The organism is Geothrix sp., from assembly GCF_049292215.1.
Classification (GTDB): domain Bacteria; phylum Acidobacteriota; class Holophagae; order Holophagales; family Holophagaceae; genus Geothrix.
In genome coordinates this window covers 1-16,785 of the sequence record NZ_JBATQW010000083.1, presented here as the reverse complement: position 1 = coordinate 16,785, position 16,785 = coordinate 1, and the positions used below count along the sequence as shown (strand labels likewise).

Genomic DNA, 16,785 nt, shown 5'->3' with positions numbered 1-16,785 from the left:
CAGGGCTGTTCCTGACGTAGCTATAAATATTCCAGCTCTGGGTGTGCTCAAAATGCTGATCCCGAGCCGGATCGGGGCTGGCGAATCGTCCAAACCAGGGCACGTAGAAGCGAGCCTGCATATGGCTGGATTGGAAGCGTCCTGACGGCAATACCGCGAAGGGCTCGGTAGGATTAGGCTTTCAAAGAACTGGCATCAGTGTATCGCTTGAGATTCCCTGAGGCGTATTCCAGTGAAAAGGCCTAGAACGGCTGGGGAGCCAAATCCGGTAGACGTCTGAGAGCTATCGAGCGGCGCCAATTCCTGGAGGAACGCACCCGCGGGCGTGACCACGAAAAGCCCCCAGTTTTGGGGGGCTCTTGGTCGCAGCACTAATTCGGCGTTAAATAATGCGCCCAGAGAGACCACACAGTCATGACCAGGAAATACACACCAACAATTCCGATTAGGATGTGGACCCGAGGATCCTTCTGATCTACAGCCCTGCGACGAATTTTATAAACCTGTGTTGCGGATCTGACCACTACGAGCACGCTGCAGCATATAAGAACCAGAATAATGGGCGTTCCAGGATAACCACCCGTTGATGGTGAGTTCATCGCTAGTCTCCTCCCGAGCTAAGGTATACGCCAGTGCCCCCAGCCGCTGGTCCGAGGTGTCCTTCAATAAATAGCCCAAACCACCCGTCTCCTTTCGCAACTCCAAGTTGGATGCCTGCGAGCGGACCAGCACTCAATGATCCACCCGCAAATCCGAACAGTCCCTTCATTGGACTAACCGGCGCATTTAAATCTCCTGTAGTAATGATTTTGCCACCACCTACGGCAGCAACCTCGCCTCCAAGCCAAGCCTCTGTCAATGAACCGACGCTATGTCCGTTCCGAGAGTCGTACTCGTGTATGACTCCTTGAAATGCACCCGCCACGGCACCATCGCCTTCAACGCCAACGAAAGTAAAGGAGCCAACAGAAACCCCTCCTGCGGGCTTTGCTGGTGGTGTGTTTGGCTTCTCTCCATCTTTTGCTGGCACTGGTTTCGCGAATTTTGGATCGATCTTCTTATCGGTCTGCTTTGGTGCACCGTCATTTGTAGATTTTGTTTGCGGCTCCCTCTTCTTCCTTTCTTCCTCCCGCTTTTTCCTTGCCGCCTCCTCGGCTTCATTATTTGCTTTCGCGGCAAAGTTCCCGGTGGCGCTATTTGATCGTGTTCCCTCATTCAACACGATCATTCCCGTTGGATCAGTGCTAATGACAGGGCTATTCCTGACGTAGCTGTATATGTTCCAGCTCTGGGTGTGTTCGAAGTGTTGATCTCGAGCGGGGTCTGGGCTGGCGAAACGCCCGAACCAGGGCACGTAGAAGCGAGCCTGCATGTAGCATCTCTGGGGCGATTCCTGCGGCAGAGATGGTTCCCCTGTCGAAATTCCATGCTTTTCAATGATCCGTAATTAAGCCTATCACTGGCCACTCTCTGATCTCAGGGCCAAAGATTCCATCAACTGATTCGCCGTAGGCTTCGCTTGCATCAATTCAATACGTTCCAGCCGTGGGCAACTTGCCTGGATGAACCGCCGTGTGGAGAGCCTTCAATTTCTGGATGCTCACCCTGGTGTATATCTGCGTAGATTCGAGGCTGGCATGACCGAGGATCGCCTGGATGTAGCGCGTGTCCATGCCGCCTTCGAGGAGAACCGTCGCACAGGTATGCCGAAAGAGATGGCAGGCACCCTCCTTCCCAATAGCAGCCCGGGTGATGTATCTCTTGGTCAGCATCGTGAGGTGGAAGGGTCTAATGGGGTTTCCAAGGCTGTTCAGGAAAAGCGCACCATCATCTAGCTTGTCCCTTAGCAGCTCTGGTCGGGCGCGGTCCCGGTAGGCTGCGATCCACGCCAGCGCCCTTTCCCCGATCGGAATCATCCGATCCTTCTTCCCTTTGCCCTCGCGGACCATGAGCGTGCCTCGGTTCCGGTCGATGTCCTGAATGGTCAGCCTCGTCAGTTCTGTTCTTCGAATGCCTGTGCTGTAGAGGGTTTCCAGAATCGCACGGTCTCGGAGGCCCACGGCGGTATGGACATCGGGAACCGCCAACACCGTTTCAGCTTCCTGGGCTGACAGGATGGCTTTGGGCAGCCTCCGAGGCACCCTAGGCAGTTCCAGTTCGGAGGCAGGGCTGAAGGGTAGATGCCCCTGTTTGACCATCCAGCTGAACCACTGCCGCAGGGGGATGAGCAGGAACTGCATGGACCTGGCAGATAGGGGTTCCCCGTTTCTCTTGCGATGGAAGAAGAGAGACTGCTGGAACAGCTCCACCAGGGGCCTGTCGATCTGACTGGGACGGAATAGGCTTCGCTTCTCGCACCACCGGATGAACCGGGTCAGGGCAGCTTTGCTGGATATCGCGGTGTGCTGTGACTGCCCACGCACCACCAGGCTGAGCAGGTACCGCTGCATGTGATGAATGAAGCAATCTGGATCGTCCAAGCCCCCAACGGGCGGAAGCACAGGCTTTCGTCCTCCATGCCCCTTCCTGGGTCTCTCTCGGATGGTTTCATTCATGAGCATCTCCCTCCGCCCTTAAGGGCTGCTCATGTTCTTCTGTGTTGCCTGTCTGGCGCCCATGCCTAGCGAGTTGCTTCGGCAGCCACAAGCGGCCAGGCCTTTCCACCTTGGCAGTTCCTTCATCCTTTCTCTGTCACCGTTTCAGCCGTGGCTGGTTCGTTTGGCAGAACATTCTGGTTTGCAAACATAGGCTTCAAGATGCCTGTCGAGGATGTTAAGAAGCCTGAAACAACGAACGCCACAGGCCATACCCGAGTCGGTACGTCCTATCACAGCCTCCGACCTGCACATCATCGGTAATTAGTTCATCCCCCTTCTGCTGGGTGTTCGGTTCAGAGCCCTCTCGCGGTTAGATTCGGGGTTTGACGTTCTCCCCGTAAGTTGGTCCAATTGTTCTGTGGAATCTGGGTTGATTGGGGTGAGCTCTTCCGGGTGGATTTTCGATGGGTCGGGGGCTGGGCCTGCCGGTAGTGCTACTTCGCAGCCACGCGCTTCAGAGCCTCAAGGACCCGTTCGGGATTGAAGGGCACGTGGGTCACGCGCGCGCCGGTGGCGTCGAAGACGGCGTTGGCCAGGGCCGCAGCCACCGGCACCACGGGGGGCTCGCCGATGCCCTGGGTGGTCGTGGTGCCGCTGTCCGCGAAGACGACCTGGATGCGAGGGATGGCGGAGAAGCGGGGCAGGAGGTAGGTGTCGAAGTTCTTGTCGAGGATGTGGCCGCCCTTGAAGTGGATCTCCTCGCTGAGGGCTTGCCCGATGCACATGGTGATGGCGCCCTCCACCTGCTGGCGGGCCCCATCGGGGTTCACCACGAGGCCCACATCCACGGCCTCGAGGAAGCGCTCCACCCTGACCTTCCCGGTGGCCTTGTCCACGGCGACCTGGGCCACGGCCACCACCAGGGCCTGGCGCCAGGCGCCGCAGGCCAGACCGATGCCCCGGCCCGTGGGACCGGGTGCGGGCTCCCAGCCGAAGGTCTCCACCGCCAGGTCCAGGAGGCGCAGGAGGCGGGGGTCGTTGGCGAGGCGGCGGCGCAGGGTCACGGGATCCAGGCCAGCCTTAGCGGCCAGCGCGTCCAGCTGGCTCTCCCGGGCGAACGCGTTGGTGTGGGCATTGGGGGCACGCCAGGCGCCGACCTTGAGGGGGTGGAGGTCGGGAACGGCCGGAGCCTGGTACCGGTTCGTCTGCATCTCGTAGGCGAACTCAGCCTCGCCCTGGGAGACACCGGCCACGACACTGTCCCAGAAGGTGATGGCACCGCGCCCGGCGTCCAGGCCGGAGCGGATCTTGACCACGGCCGCCGGCCGATAGCCGTCCAGAAAGAGGTCCTCCTCCCGGTTCCAGGCCACCTGGATGGGCACGCCGGGCACCTGGCGGGCGATGCGGGCAGTCTCGACGGCCACAGGGGCTACGAGCTTGCCGCCGAAGCCGCCCCCCACGAAGGGGGTCACGATGCGGACCTTGTCCTTGTCCAGTTTGAGGGCCTCGGCCACAGCGTCCCGGAAGACAAACGGCGACTGGTTGGAGGCCCACACCGTCATGCGGCCCTCCTCCCACTTGGCGACGGCGGTATGGGGCTCGAGGGTGGCGTGGCTCTCGTAGGCGTTGCGGTAATCCCCCTCCACCACGGTGGCCGCCCGCTTTTCACCGGCGACCACGTCGCCGCGGGAGATCATCACGCGCTGTCCGGGCGCCGCCTTGTCCACGAGGTACTGGTAGATGCGTCCATCGTCCACGTCAGGTTCAGTCCCCTCGAAGGTGCCCTTCACGAGGGCGAGGGCCTTGCGGGCGGTGTCGGGCTGGGGGTGGAGCACGGCCAGGAGGGTGCCGTCCCGCACGATGCGGACGCCGGGAACCCGTTCGGCGGCCGCCGTGTCCGCGGTGACCAGCTTCAGGCCGTGGGCCGGGGGCCGCAGGATGCAGGCGTGGAGCGTTCCGGGAAGGCGCAGGTCGCCGGCGTACTTGGCGGCGCCGGTGGTCTTGGCGAGGGCGTCCTTGCGGGGGAAATGGCGCCCGATCACGCTGCATTCGGAGAGAGGCTTGGGCTTGACCTTGCCCAGGTGTCGCTCCATCTTCCGGCCCTTCACCAGCTCGCCAAAGGTGATGCGGCGCTTGGGCGTCGCCTTCACCCAGATGGCGCCATCCTTCAGCGCCAGGTCCGCCGTCGCGGCGCCCAGGGCCTTGGCGGCCATGCCCAGGAGCACCGCCCGCGCCTCCGCGGCGGCGCCCCGGAGGACGGGGGCCGTATGCCACATGGTGAGGGAGCCGCCCGTGGGCAGATCCCAGGGGCAGAGGTCCGTGTCGCCCAGGAGCATGTCCACCTGGGCCGGATCCAGCTCCAGCTCCTCGGCGACGAGCATGGCCAGCACCGTCATGGCGCCCTGCCCCAGTTCGGTCTTCCCCACGTAGCAGCCCACGCGGCCGTCGGCTGAGATCTTCAGGTAGGCGTTGAAGTCCTCGAGGTAGGTACCGGGCCGGGTCGGCTCGACGGGCGCAGCACCGGCGGGAGTTGTGAAGAACAAGGTGAGCGCGCCCGCGGCGGCGCCCTGAAGGAAGGTCCGCCTTCTCATCGCACACCTCCCTTGGCCTTGCCGGCCGATTCGACCGCGTCCAGGATCCTCACGTGGGCACCGCAGCGGCAGATGTTCCCCTCCATGGCCTCGACGATCTCGGTTCGGGTGGCCCTGGGTTTCTTTTTCAGGAAGGCCCAGGCGGCCATGATCATCCCGGAGGTGCAGAAGCCGCACTGGAAGGCGTGGTGGTCCTGGAAGGCCTTCTGAACGGGGTCCAGCTTCCCGTCCAGGGCCAGGCCCTCGATGGTGAGCACGGACTTCCCAGCCACGTCGCCTACCGCCGTGGAACAGGAGAGCGTGGCCTCGGAGTCCACGAGCACGGTGCAGGCCCCGCAGAGCCCGGCCTCGCAGCCCACCTTGGTGCCTGTGAGGCCCAGCTCGTCGCGCAGGACCCAGACCAGCATCCGGTCACGGGGGCTGCTGACGGTGACGGGCTTGCCGTTGAGGACGAAGGAGACGGTGGCGTCCATGGGCGAACCTCCGGGGTTTGAGGGCCTGCTGCGGGAGGTCCCCATGGTAAACCCGGAACCAAAGGTCAGTGTTGAGGATGGGAGATCGAGGCCGCTGGACTTGGTGCGGCCAGGTGAGTCCCCCAGGCCCCATCACGGGTCCAGGCCGGGATCCTCGGCGGCCCCGGATTGAAGGATGGGACCTGGACCGGGGCTGTGGCATGGTTGCTGTCAAGATCCCTTGCAACCCAACGCCATTCCCTCACTCGGGTTGGCTCGACCTGAGGTCTCCGATGCAGCCCTCCCCTTCCCTTCCTCTTGCACCCCAACCCAATCGCCAGGAACTTTCCCCCATCTTCCTGCTCGAGCGGGCAGGCGAGGTGTTCGCGGAGCGCCCGGCCGTCACGGATGGCCCAGTGCGCTATACGTGGCGGGAGTTCCGGCTTCGGGCGCGGCGCTTCGCCTCGGCACTGCGCGCCGCGGGACTGCAAAAGGGCGATCGGGTGGCCTTCCTCGCCTTCAACTCCGAGCCACTGCTGCTGGCGCACTTCGCGGTGCCGCTGGCGGGGGGCATCCTGGTGGCCATCAATACCCGCTTGAACCCGGAGGAGATCGCCTACATCGTGAGCCACAGCGGGGCCACCCGGGTCTTCGTGTCGCCGGAGCTGCAGCCGCAGCTGGCCAGCGTGCCGCCTGCGGTCCCCTGCACCGTGCTTGGTCCCGAGTTCGAGGCCCTGCTCCAGGGCGGCTCCGAGGCCCCCATGGAACCCTGGCTCGCGAGCGAGGACGAGCCCATCACCATCAACTACACCTCCGGCACCACGGGCCGGCCCAAGGGCGTGGTCTACCACCACCGGGGCGCCTACCTGAACGCGCTGGCCATGGTGCTCGACCACCGGGTGCAGGCCGAGTCCCAGTACCTCTGGACCCTGCCGATGTTTCACTGCAACGGCTGGTGCTTCACCTGGGGCCTGGCGGCGGTGGGCGCGGAGAGCATCTGCATCCCCAAGATCGAGCCCGGGCCCACCTGGCAACTCTTCGACGGCGGCGTCACCCACTTCTGCGCGGCCCCCACGGTCTGCACCATGCTCGTGACCGATCCGGCCGCCCACCGCCTGGCGCGGCCCGTGCGGCTCTTCACGGCGGGCGCCCCGCCCTCGCCGACGCTCATCGCCCGCATGGCGGAGCTGAACTTCCAGCTCGACCATGTGTATGGCCTCACGGAGGTCTACGGGCCCTTCACCATCAACGTGCCGGCCCCCGGGCAGGAGACACTGCCCCCGGCGAAGCAGGCGGAGTTGAAGGCCCGCCAGGGTATGCCGAACGTCTGTGCCGGGGAGGTGCGCATCGTCGACCAGGAGATGAACGACGTGCCCCAGGATGGCGCCACCATGGGCGAGGTGGTCATGCGCGGCAACGTCGTCATGACGGGCTACTTCGAGGACCCGGAATCCACGGCCAAGGCCTTCCACGGCGGCTGGTTCCACTCGGGGGATCTCGGGGTGCAACATCCGGATGGCGCCATCGAGCTGCGCGACCGGGCCAAGGACATCATCATCTCTGGCGGCGAGAACATCTCCACCATCGAGGTGGAACAGGCCCTGGTCTCCCACCCCGCCGTGATGGAGTGCGCCGTCATCGCCGTGCCCGACCCGAAGTGGGGCGAGGTGCCCAAGGCCTTCGTGACGCTCAAGCCCGGCGCCTCGGCCACCACCGAGGAACTGGTCGCCCACTGCCGCACCCGCCTGGCCAACTTCAAGCTGCCCCGGCACATCGAGTTCGGAGCCCTGCCCAAGACCTCGACGGGCAAGATCCAGAAGTTCCTGCTGCGCGACAAGGAGTGGCAGGGCCGCAAGAGCCGCATCAACTGAAGGCTGGCCCATGCTGATTGACGAGACGGTCCGGTTCCTGTCCCAGGTCCCCCCCTTCCAGTTCCTGGAGGAGTCCCTGCTGCGGGAGCTGGTCCAGAGCCTGACGATGGCCTTCCACCCCAAGGGCGAGGTCATCCTGCACCAGGACGGGCCCATCAGTGAGCACCTGCAGATCATCAAGAAGGGGGCGGTCAAGATCACGCTGCGCCCCGAGGGCAACGGGGACGAGGTGGTGGTGGACTACCGGGAGCGGGGTGAGACCTTCGGCCTGGTCTCCCTCATGGGCGGGCACCAGCGGACCACGATCGTGGCCATCCAGGACACCACCTGCTACCTGCTGCCGAAGGAGCGGTTCAACGAGCTGGTGGTCAGCCACCCGGCCATCACCGAGTACCTGCTCCAGTTCCACCTCACCAAGTACGCCGACATGACCTCCCGGGAGATCCAAGGCAAGAGCCTGTTCCTGGAGAGCAGCGACCACCTGCTGTTCACGGCCCAGGTGGGGGAGATCTGCCAGCGGTTTACCACCGTCGTGGAGGCCGACACGAGCATCCGCCAGACGGCCCGCCGCATGGCGGAGGAGCGTCAGAGCGCGGCCCTGGTGGTCGGTCCCAACGGGGAGCCCATCGGCATCCTCACGGATTCGGATTTCCGCACCCGGGTGGTGGCCGAAGGGCAGCCCATCGACGGCCCGGTCTCGCGGGTGATGAGCCATCCGGTTGTCTCGGTGGACGAGCAGGATCCCTGCTTCGAGGTGGTCCTCAAGATGCTGCAGTGCGACATCGAGCACGTGGCCGTCACGCGGGGGGGCGTCATCCGGGGCGTGGTGACCAACCATGACTTCCTGGTGCTGCAGGGGCGGAGCCCCCTGGCCTTCTCGGAGGACATCGAGCACCAGACCACCCTGGAAGGACTGGCACCGGTGTCGCGCAAGGCCATGTCCATCATCGGCGTGCTGCTGCGCGAGGGCGCCCGGGCCACCAACATCATCCGCATCATCTCGGAGCTGAACGACCGGGTGGTGCGCAAGGTGCTGGAGCTGGCGGAGCGGGAGCTCGGGCCCCCGCCCGTGCCCTACTGCTGGCTGGCTCTGGGCAGCGAGGGCCGCAAGGAGCAGACCTTCCGCACCGACCAGGACAACGCCCTGATCTATGCGGATGTGTTCGACAGCCAGAAGCCCCGGGTCGCGGAATACTTCCGGCGCTTCGCGGTGTTCATGCGCAACGGCCTGGTCCAGTGCGGCTTCGAGGCCTGCCCGGCCAACTACATGGCCAGCAACCCGGACTGGTGCCAGCCCCTGGCCCAGTGGAAGCGGTACTTCAGCACATGGATCTCCGAACCCACCCCCGAGGCCGTCCTCAAGGCGCTCATCTTCTTCGATTTCAGGCCCCTGCACGGCGACCAGTCCCTGGCCTGGGGCCTGCGGGAGCACTTCGGTCGCCTCATCCCCGACTACCCGGTCTTCCTGGGCTTCCTGGCCAACATGCTCGTGCGTAACCGGCCGCCCCTGGGCTTCTTCGGGGGGGTGGCCGTGGAACGGAACGGCGAGCACAAGGATGGCCTGAACCTGAAGATCAAGGCCGTGGCGCCCCTGGTGGACATCGCCCGGCTCTTCGCCCTGGAGAAGGGGCTCCAGCAGGTCTCCACCGTGGACCGGCTGGAGGCGCTGCGGGGCGGCACCTCGCTCATCTCGGAGCTGGTGGACGAGCTGGAGTATTCCTTCGAGTTCGTCACCCTGCTGCGGATCCACCACCAGTACCGGCAGGCGGAGGCCGGGCAGCCCATCGACAATGTCATCCGCTACGACGGCCTGAGCAGCCTCGAGCGGCAGTCGCTCAAGAACGCGTTCCGCCTCATCCTCAAGGTCCAGGACCAGGTCATGGACCGATACAAGTCCTTCATCATCTGAGGCGCGGCATGGGTCTGATGGCATGGAGCCGGGGGAAGCTGGGCGGGGGGCCGCCTGGCGGGGACCTGCCGGTTCCCGAGCTGCGGTTCACGGTGCTCGACACGGAACTGACCGGCCTCGACACCCGCCGGGACGACATCATCGCCATCGGTGCCCTCCACATGCAGGGCGGCCGGATCGAGCTGGGGAACGCCTTCCAGGAGCTGGTGAAGCCGACCGCCGTCCTCGATGGCCGCACCGTCGTGATCCATGGCATCACCCCCTCCGAGCTGGAGGCCCGGCCAGCCATCGGCGAGGTGCTGGCCTCCTTCCTGGACTACGTGGCGGGCACCGTCCTCGTCGGCCACTGCCTCGCCCTCGATCTGGCCTTCCTCAACCGCGATGCCAGGCGGTCAGGGAGGGCCCCCTTCCGGAATGCGGCCGTGGACACCCTGTCCCTGTTCGGCTGGCTCCGGCGGCGCGCCGCGGACCACCCCGCCTTCGCCCTCGAGCTTCCCGCCCCCAGCCTCTTCGACCTGGCTGAGGCCTTCGAGATCCCCGTGGAGGCGGCCCATTCAGCCATCGGGGACGCCTACATCACGGCCCAGGTCTTCCAGCGCTTCCTGCCCTTTCTCCAGCAGGCTGGCGTCAGGAGCCTCTCGGGCCTGCGGAGGGTCGGGGATCCCCGGCGCCAGCTGGCCAACCTGACGGACCAGGAAGGCCACACGCACTTTTAAGCCCAGGGCCGGAGTGGAACCACTCCGGCCCTGGCGGCTGCGCTTCCTTAGTGTTTGTTGGTGGCCGTGGCGGCGCCGAAGCCCGTCTGGCCCCGGACGTACTGGTCTTCGAAGGCCTCGATCTCCTGCTTGGCCCGCTCGCTGCCGTCGAGCTTCGAGAAGATGAAGGCCAGCAGGAAGGCGATGGGCATGGCGAAGATGGCCGGCTGCCCGTAGGGGAAAAGGGCCGCCTTCCGGCCGATCACATCCACCCACACCGACTTCGAGAGCACCACGAAGACCACCGCCGATACCAGGCCGCCGTAGCCGCCCCAGAGGGCGCCGCGGGTGGTGAGGCCCTTCCAGTACATGGAGAGGATGAGCACCGGGAAGTTCGCCGCGGCAGCCACGCCGAAGGCCAGGCCCACCATGAACGCGATGTTCTGCTTCTCGAAGAGGATGCCCAGCACGATGGCGATGAAGCCCAGGCAGATGACGGCGATCCTGGACACCTTGATTTCCGTGGTTTCCGACGCCTTGCCCTTCATGATGACCCGGGCATAGAGGTCATGGGAGATGGCGGAAGCGCCCGCCAGGGCCAGACCCGAGACCACAGCCAGGATGGTGGCAAAGGCCACCGCCGCCAGGAAGCCCAGCAGCAAGTTGCCGCCCACGGCCTTGGCCAGGTGCATGGCCACCATGTTGCCGCCGCCGATGAGCTTGCCACCGATCTTGCCGCCCTCGAAGAAGGACGCATTCTGGCCGACGATGATGATTCCGGTGAGGCCCAGGAGGAAGATGACGTTGAAGAAGTAGGACACGAAGCCCGAGGCATAGAGCACGGACTTGCGGGCTTCCTTGGCGTTGGTGACCGTGAAGAACCGCATGAGGATGTGAGGCAGGCCGGCGGTGCCGAACATGAGCCCGAGCCCCAGGGAGATGGCCGTCACGGGATCGGCGAGGAGGCTGCCGGGATACATGAGCTTGGGGCCGAGCTTGTGCACGGCCGTGGCCTGCTGCACCACGCTGCTGTAGGAGAAGCCGAAACGGCTCATGGCCAGGATGGCCACCAAGGTGCCACCCACCAGCAGCATGCAGGCCTTGATGATCTGCACCCAGGTGGTGGCCACCATGCCACCGAAGATGACGTAGACCATCATCAGGATGCCCACGGCGAAAATGGCGACCGTGTACTCCAGGCCGAAGAGCAGCTTGATGAGCTGGCCGGCACCCACCATCTGGGCCAGCAGGTAGAAGCAGACCACGGTCAGGGAGGAGATCGCGGCCATGGTGCGCACACTGCCCTGGTCCAGGCGGTAGGCGGTGATGTCGGAGAAGGTGAACCGGCCCAGGTTGCGAAGGCGCTCGGCCATGAGGAAGAGGATGATGGGCCAGCCGGCGAAGAAGGCCAGCATGTAGATGTAGCCGTCGTAGCCCTGGCCGTAGACCATGGCGCTGAGGCCCAGGAGCGTGGCAGCCGACATGTAGTCGCCGGCGATGGCAAGGCCATTCTGGAACCCGGTGATGCCGCCGCCCGCGGTGTAGAAATCGGAGGTGGACTTGGTGCGCCCAGCCGCCCAGTAGGTGATCCCCATGGTCAGGGCCACGAAGAGCAGGAACATGATGATGGCGTGCCAGTTGGTGGCCTGTTTTTCCTGGATGCCATCCAGGGCCGGACCCGCATGGGCCATGACGGTGGCGGCGAGCAGGCCCAGGGCCAGGCCGAGACGGTTCAGCACGCGCATCACTTGTTCTCCTTCCAGGCATCCTTGATGAGGTCCTGGGTCAGCTCGTCGAATTCCCCATTGGCCTTCTTCACGTATAGCGCCGTGAGCAGCCAGAAGAAGATGAACATGAAGAGCTCGAAGGCGACGCCGATGGTCACCATGGACCCCTGCCAGATGGGCCGGCCGAGCAGCGCGGGCCTGAAGGCCACCAGCAGCACAAAGCCATAGAACATGCCCAGCACGATGAAGGCCAGAGTCCAGGCGAACCGCCCACGCTTGGTGACGAGTTTCACGAATTTTGGATTTTTCCGCATGTGCTCATACATCTCGCTGCTCATGGCAGGGCACCTCCTTGGATGGGGATGGAACAACCTGCACCCATCCCGGGGGAGGAGTGGATGCCTGTCCTGATGGATGTGGGATGAACTGGGGCCAAGGCTACTCGATTTGGGACTCGAGCATCAATAAAGCCGGGAAGGAATGTGCCCTAATGCACACCTGGGGTCATTCAGCCATGTGCTGCTGGGTCGAGCTGGCCTTCCGCGCCGCGGACTCCCCCGCCAACCAGCCAGTGGAGAAGGCGATCTGCAGGTTGTAGCCACCGGTGTTCGCATCCAGGTCGAGCAGTTCGCCCGCGACATAGAGGCCCTCGACCTTCCGCGAGGCCATGGTGCGGGGATCGATGTCCTTGAGGGAGACGCCGCCCGCCGTGACGATGGCCTCCTCCCAGCCCCCATGGCCCGTCACCTCGAACCGCAGCTCCTTGAGCAGGCCCAGCAGCTGCTTCCGCTTCGAGCCCTGGAGCTGCGCCGCGGGCGAGGCCGGACTCAGACCGAGGCACTCGCAGAACACGGCGACGAGGGGCGTCGGCAGGAGCGACCGCAGCAGGGCTCCGCAGGTCCAGCCCGGGTGGGCCTCGAGCTCCCGCATCAGCCTCGCCTCCAGCTTCGCCGGGTCCAGGGCCGGTTTGAGATTGAGGGTTACCTCGACTTTGCGGCCGGCGGCGAGGGCCTCGACGACCTTCCGACTGAGTCGGAGCACGCTGGCGCCCGCCAGCCCCTTGGTCGTGAACTCCGCTTCCCCGAATTCGCTGGCCTGCTTCTTCCCGTCGATCCAGAGGGTCAGGTTGACGTTCTTGAGGGTGAGCCCCTGGGCGCCCTCGTGGACTGGACGCGTGTCGAGCCGCACCAGGGATGGCCGTAGGGCCTCGATCCGGTGCCCGGTGGCCTCGGCGAAGCGGTGGCCGTCCCCCGTGGACCCCGTGGCGGGATAGGACAGCCCACCGGTGGCGAGGATGCAGCAACGGGCCTGGATCTCCTGGGCGGTCCGTGAGGCCTTGCCCACGACCACGAGGCCCGCGAACATGCCCTCGCGAATCAGCAGGCGCTCGACCCGCGCGTGGGGGAGGATCACCACGCCCTCGTCCGTGGCCCAGGCCACCAGGGCGTCCGCCACGTCCCAGGCCAGGTCACTGGCCGGGAACACGCGGTCGCCCCGTTCCACCTTGGTCGCAACGCCCTGGCCTTCCAGCAGCGCGATCAGGTCGTGGTTGAAGAAGGCCTGGAAGGCCTGGCGCAGGAAGCGGGGCTCGGGCTGGATCTCCTTGAGCTGCTCCTCCAGCGCCTTCATGTTCGTGATGTTCGCCCGCCCCTTGCCCGTGATCCGCAGTTTGCGGGCCGGCTTCTCCATCTTCTCGAGCAGGAGGACCCGGGCGCCCAGCATGGCGGCCCGTCCCGCGGCCAGCAGCCCTGCGGGCCCCGCACCGACCACCACCACCTCCCAGGGGCCACTGTCCCCTGGTTTCACCCGCGCTCCCGGGGCTCGCAGAGCACCAGCTCCATGCGGCACCGGGCGCAGTCGAAGCGGCACTCCAGGCGGGTGGTGCCATTCTCCAGGAAGACCGGGCCCTGAGGCTCAGGGAGTTGGGTCCAGGGCTCGGGGTTCTGATGGACATGGCACCAGCCCATCTCGAACTTCACGCAGTGGCGGGTGGTCATCACCACCCGGCCCGAGAGATCCTCCTGCAGGTCTCCGGCCGCCTCCAGCACTTCGGCGCCTGCGCGTTCGTAGAAGGCGCGGGCGGCCTTGTTGGTGATGTTCCACGAGTAGTCTAGGCCCCGCACCGGCAGGGGGTTCAGCATCAGGGCAGGCGCCCGGCGCGGCTCCCGGGCCCGGGGGGCGCGGCGCTGTGCTTCGAGGGCTGCCGCGGTGTCTCGGCGAAGGGCGTTGAGCACGCTCACCGGCACGAACCGCGACTCGGCCACCTGCAGCCCCGACAGCTCAAAGGGCGTGTTCCCCAGGCGGCCCAGGGCGTCCCGGGTGGCCTGCGCGGTGGCGTCCGTGTCCCGGGAAGGGCCGAAGTCGCCCGGGGCCTGCGCTACGGCCACGAAGCCGGCAGAGTCCTCCAGACACAGGCGCACCGAGCCTTCCGCAAAGTCGAGGGTGGCGGTGACCGGAATGCGGCGCTCCACCTTGGCGCTGCGCAGGGCCTTGAGCCAGCGCAGATCCAGGTTCCGGTGGAGCCGGGTGCCGGGCCTGATGCGGGAGGGATCCTGCACGAAGACCTGGCGGCCCTCCACCGCGTTGACCACCGTGCCCGCCACTTCGGCGCCGTCCACGAACGCGAGGCCGTCGCCGGGGTTCAGCTCCGGTACGGCGTCCAGCACCACCCGGTCACCCTGGATGGAACGCACCTCGCCGATGGGTTCGCCCAGGTGCTTGCCGGAGTCCAGATTGCCCATGCGCTGACGCTGCCCATCGATGCGGTAGGTGGACAGGCCCCGCTGAAAGGTCTTGGTGGGGTCGGGGGTGAAGGCGTGGGTGACCGCGCCGAGGGAGGCACAACCCAGCTCCGGGCGTCGGTGCAGCAGGGCGTCGAGCTTGCGGCGCACCTCGCTGACGATGTTCTTCACGTAGTCCGCGTCCTTGAGGCGGCCTTCGATCTTGAAGCTCTGGATGCCCGCGTCAGCCAGGTCCTCCAGGTGGTCGGACAGATCCAGGTCCCGGATGTTCAGCAGGTGCTTCTCCCGCACCACCACGTGATTGGAGGCATCCACCAGGTTCCAGGGGGCGCGGCAGGGCTGGGCGCACTCCCCGCGGTTGCCGCTGCGCTCGCAGATGGCGCCACTCAGGTAGCACTGGCCGCTGTCGCCCACACAGAGGGCCCCGAAGACGAAGGCCTCCAGCTCGATGTCAGCGGCCCGGTGGATGGCCCGGATGTCGTCCAGGCTCACTTCCCGGGCGAGGATGGCCCGGCTGAAGCCCGCGCTGGCGAGGAAGGCCACCTTCTCCGGGCTGTCACACACCGCCTGGGTACTGGCGTGGATGGGAATGGGCGGCAGGTCCATCTCCAGGAAGGCCATGTCCTGGATGATCAGGGCGTCCACGCCGGCCTGGTACAGGTCCCAGGCCTGGCGCCGCGCTGCTTGCAGTTCGGCATCGAAGAGGATGGTGTTCAGGGTCGCGAACACCTTCGCACCCCACAGGCGGGCCTCCCGGGTGACCTGTTCAAAGTCCGCCAGGTCGTTGCCCGCGGCCTGACGGGCGCCGAACTGTGGCCCGCCCATGTACACCGCATCCGCTCCGCAGCGGAGCGCGAGGATGCCCTGGTCGGCGTTCTTGGCAGGAGCGAGCAGTTCGAGAGCCATGGCCTTCAGGGTACCAGCCGCTGGGAACCAGGACCAATCGGAGGTGGAACCGCACCCCCGATGAGCTCGTTCCTAGCTCTCATGGACCTTCCGGCCCAGCTTCCGGTATTCGGCGTGGAGGGCGGTGAGCACGAGAGGCAGGGTGATCTTCGATCCGGCCTGGGCCGCCAGGAAGGCGGCGTTCAGGGTGATGCGCTGGATGTCGCCACCGGCGAGGTCGAACGTCGCCAGCCGCTCCCAGTCGAGCTCATCCACCGGTGCCTGGGCCGGGAACACCTTCTGCCAGATGGACTTGCGATCTCTTTGGTCCGGGCGGGGAAAGTCGATGACGAACCGCAGGCGCCGCACGAAGGCCGCATCCAGGGCCTGCTTGCAGGTGGTCGCCAGGATGGCCAGGCCCCTGTAGGCCTCCATCTGCTGCAGCAGGCAGGCCACCTCCAGGTTGGCGTAGCGGTCATGGCTGTCCCTGACTTCGCTGCGCCGGCCGAACAGGGCATCGGCCTCATCGAAGAACAGCACGGCCCCGGAGACTTCCGCGGCGGCGAATACCTGGCGCAGGTTCTTCTCCGTCTCACCGAGGTACTTGCTGACCACGGCGGCCAGGTCGACGAGGTACAGATCGACCTGCAGATCCTGGGCGATGACCTCTGCCGCCATGGCCTTGCCGGTGCCGGGGCCGCCCGAGAACAGGGCCGTGATGCCAAGGCCGCGGCTCATGCCTGCGGCAAAGCCCCAGTGTTCATGAACCGTGGTGCGGTGGCGGACCTGACCGGCGAGCGCTTCCATTACCGCAATCTGATCTGCCGGCAGGACCAAGTCGTCCCAGCGCACCCTGGGACGGAGGATGCGGAAGGTGGGACTGGCTGGTTCCTGGGTCATCACAAGCTCCAGGGGAAGGCGGGAACAGGCGCCGCCTCACTGCGCAGGGATGCCACTGATCGGGTAGGGTTTCGGCCGCTGGCCACCCTCGAGGAAGAAGGCGGGCACGGCCTTGGCGGCGCGTTCCGCCTCCGCCTTGGAGGCGTAGTCTCCCAGGAACAGCTGGTAGGCCGTCTTGCCGCCCTTGAGCTTGATGGGGGCGATGAACAGGTCGGGCTCCTTGCCGGGGAAGGCGACGACCGCGTTCTTCAGGGTGGAGGGAAGGTTGGCGATCAGCAGGCGTATGGTCCAGCGCTGAGCGGAGAGCGAGTCGATGTGCTTCTTCCCGAGTTCCAGGGCCTTCGGCATGTCACCGAGGCGGAGCGCATCCAGGCGGCGCGTCACCTCGGACCCGGAGGGCTTGGGGGCGGCGGGAGTTGCAGGGGCTGGACGCGGTGCCGGGGGCGGTGCCACCACGACGGTCACGGGGGCTGGAGG

General features: G+C 65.7%; 14 protein-coding genes. 3 read left to right on the top strand and 11 right to left on the bottom strand.

What is annotated here, in order from left to right; genetic code table 11:
- The 5 genes from WAS25_RS14230 to WAS25_RS14210 form a co-directional block, all read right to left on the bottom strand.
- A partial coding sequence (locus WAS25_RS14230; protein ID WP_422311166.1) for an RHS repeat-associated core domain-containing protein occupies positions 1–121 on the bottom strand: 121 nt, incomplete at its 3' end.
- 480 nt (positions 122–601) lie between these two features.
- Complete coding sequence (locus WAS25_RS14225; RefSeq protein WP_422313247.1) at positions 602–1,372, bottom strand: RHS repeat-associated core domain-containing protein; 771 nt, start codon at positions 1,370–1,372, stop codon at positions 602–604.
- A gap of 157 nt (positions 1,373–1,529) precedes the next feature.
- Positions 1,530–2,555, bottom strand: coding sequence for a site-specific tyrosine recombinase XerC (gene xerC / locus WAS25_RS14220; protein WP_422313245.1), 1,026 nt, complete (start codon positions 2,553–2,555; stop codon positions 1,530–1,532).
- Positions 2,556–3,031: 476 nt separating this feature from the next.
- A complete protein-coding gene (locus WAS25_RS14215) occupies positions 3,032–5,128 on the bottom strand; it encodes a molybdopterin cofactor-binding domain-containing protein (RefSeq protein WP_422313243.1) in 2,097 nt (698 codons plus the stop codon).
- Positions 5,125–5,601 (bottom strand): (2Fe-2S)-binding protein, encoded by a 477-nt coding sequence (locus WAS25_RS14210; protein ID WP_422313241.1) that lies wholly within the window; start codon positions 5,599–5,601, stop codon positions 5,125–5,127. Before WAS25_RS14210 ends, WAS25_RS14215 begins: the two co-directional genes overlap by 4 nt.
- A gap of 272 nt (positions 5,602–5,873) precedes the next feature.
- Here WAS25_RS14210 and WAS25_RS14205 point away from each other — a divergent pair, with 272 nt between their 5' ends.
- The 3 genes from WAS25_RS14205 to WAS25_RS14195 are packed head-to-tail and all read left to right on the top strand — an operon-like array spanning position 5,874 to position 10,076.
- Positions 5,874–7,451: an acyl--CoA ligase family protein gene (locus tag WAS25_RS14205; RefSeq protein ID WP_422313239.1), complete on the top strand. Its 1,578-nt coding sequence runs from the start codon at positions 5,874–5,876 to the stop codon at positions 7,449–7,451.
- Positions 7,452–7,461: 10 nt separating this feature from the next.
- Positions 7,462–9,360 carry a DUF294 nucleotidyltransferase-like domain-containing protein gene (locus WAS25_RS14200; protein ID WP_422313237.1) on the top strand — a complete coding sequence of 633 codons (1,899 nt, stop codon included), beginning with the start codon at positions 7,462–7,464 and terminating at the stop codon, positions 9,358–9,360.
- Positions 9,361–9,368: 8 nt separating this feature from the next.
- The gene (locus WAS25_RS14195; protein ID WP_422313235.1) at positions 9,369–10,076 is read left to right on the top strand and encodes a PolC-type DNA polymerase III; all 708 of its coding nucleotides are present in this window, start codon (positions 9,369–9,371) and stop codon (positions 10,074–10,076) included.
- A 47-nt stretch (positions 10,077–10,123) separates the two neighbouring features.
- On the opposite strand, the gene WAS25_RS14190 is transcribed toward WAS25_RS14195, so the two are convergent.
- The 6 genes from WAS25_RS14190 to WAS25_RS14165 all read right to left on the bottom strand — a co-directional run.
- Entirely contained in the window at positions 10,124–11,800 is a 1,677-nt protein-coding gene (locus WAS25_RS14190) for a cation acetate symporter (protein ID WP_422313233.1), read from the bottom strand.
- Positions 11,800–12,120 (bottom strand): DUF485 domain-containing protein, encoded by a 321-nt coding sequence (locus WAS25_RS14185; protein WP_422313231.1) that lies wholly within the window; start codon positions 12,118–12,120, stop codon positions 11,800–11,802. The genes WAS25_RS14190 and WAS25_RS14185 overlap by 1 nt, the downstream gene beginning before the upstream one ends.
- A gap of 166 nt (positions 12,121–12,286) precedes the next feature.
- The gene (locus tag WAS25_RS14180) at positions 12,287–13,588 is read right to left on the bottom strand and encodes an NAD(P)/FAD-dependent oxidoreductase (protein ID WP_422313228.1); all 1,302 of its coding nucleotides are present in this window, start codon (positions 13,586–13,588) and stop codon (positions 12,287–12,289) included.
- Complete coding sequence (locus WAS25_RS14175; RefSeq protein ID WP_422313226.1) at positions 13,585–15,429, bottom strand: peptidase U32 family protein; 1,845 nt, start codon at positions 15,427–15,429, stop codon at positions 13,585–13,587. Before WAS25_RS14175 ends, WAS25_RS14180 begins: the two co-directional genes overlap by 4 nt.
- A gap of 72 nt (positions 15,430–15,501) precedes the next feature.
- A complete protein-coding gene (locus WAS25_RS14170) occupies positions 15,502–16,308 on the bottom strand; it encodes an ATP-binding protein (RefSeq protein WP_422313224.1) in 807 nt (268 codons plus the stop codon).
- Positions 16,309–16,344: 36 nt separating this feature from the next.
- Positions 16,345–16,785: SPOR domain-containing protein (locus WAS25_RS14165; RefSeq protein ID WP_422313222.1), on the bottom strand; the 441-nt coding region annotated here is incomplete at its 5' end.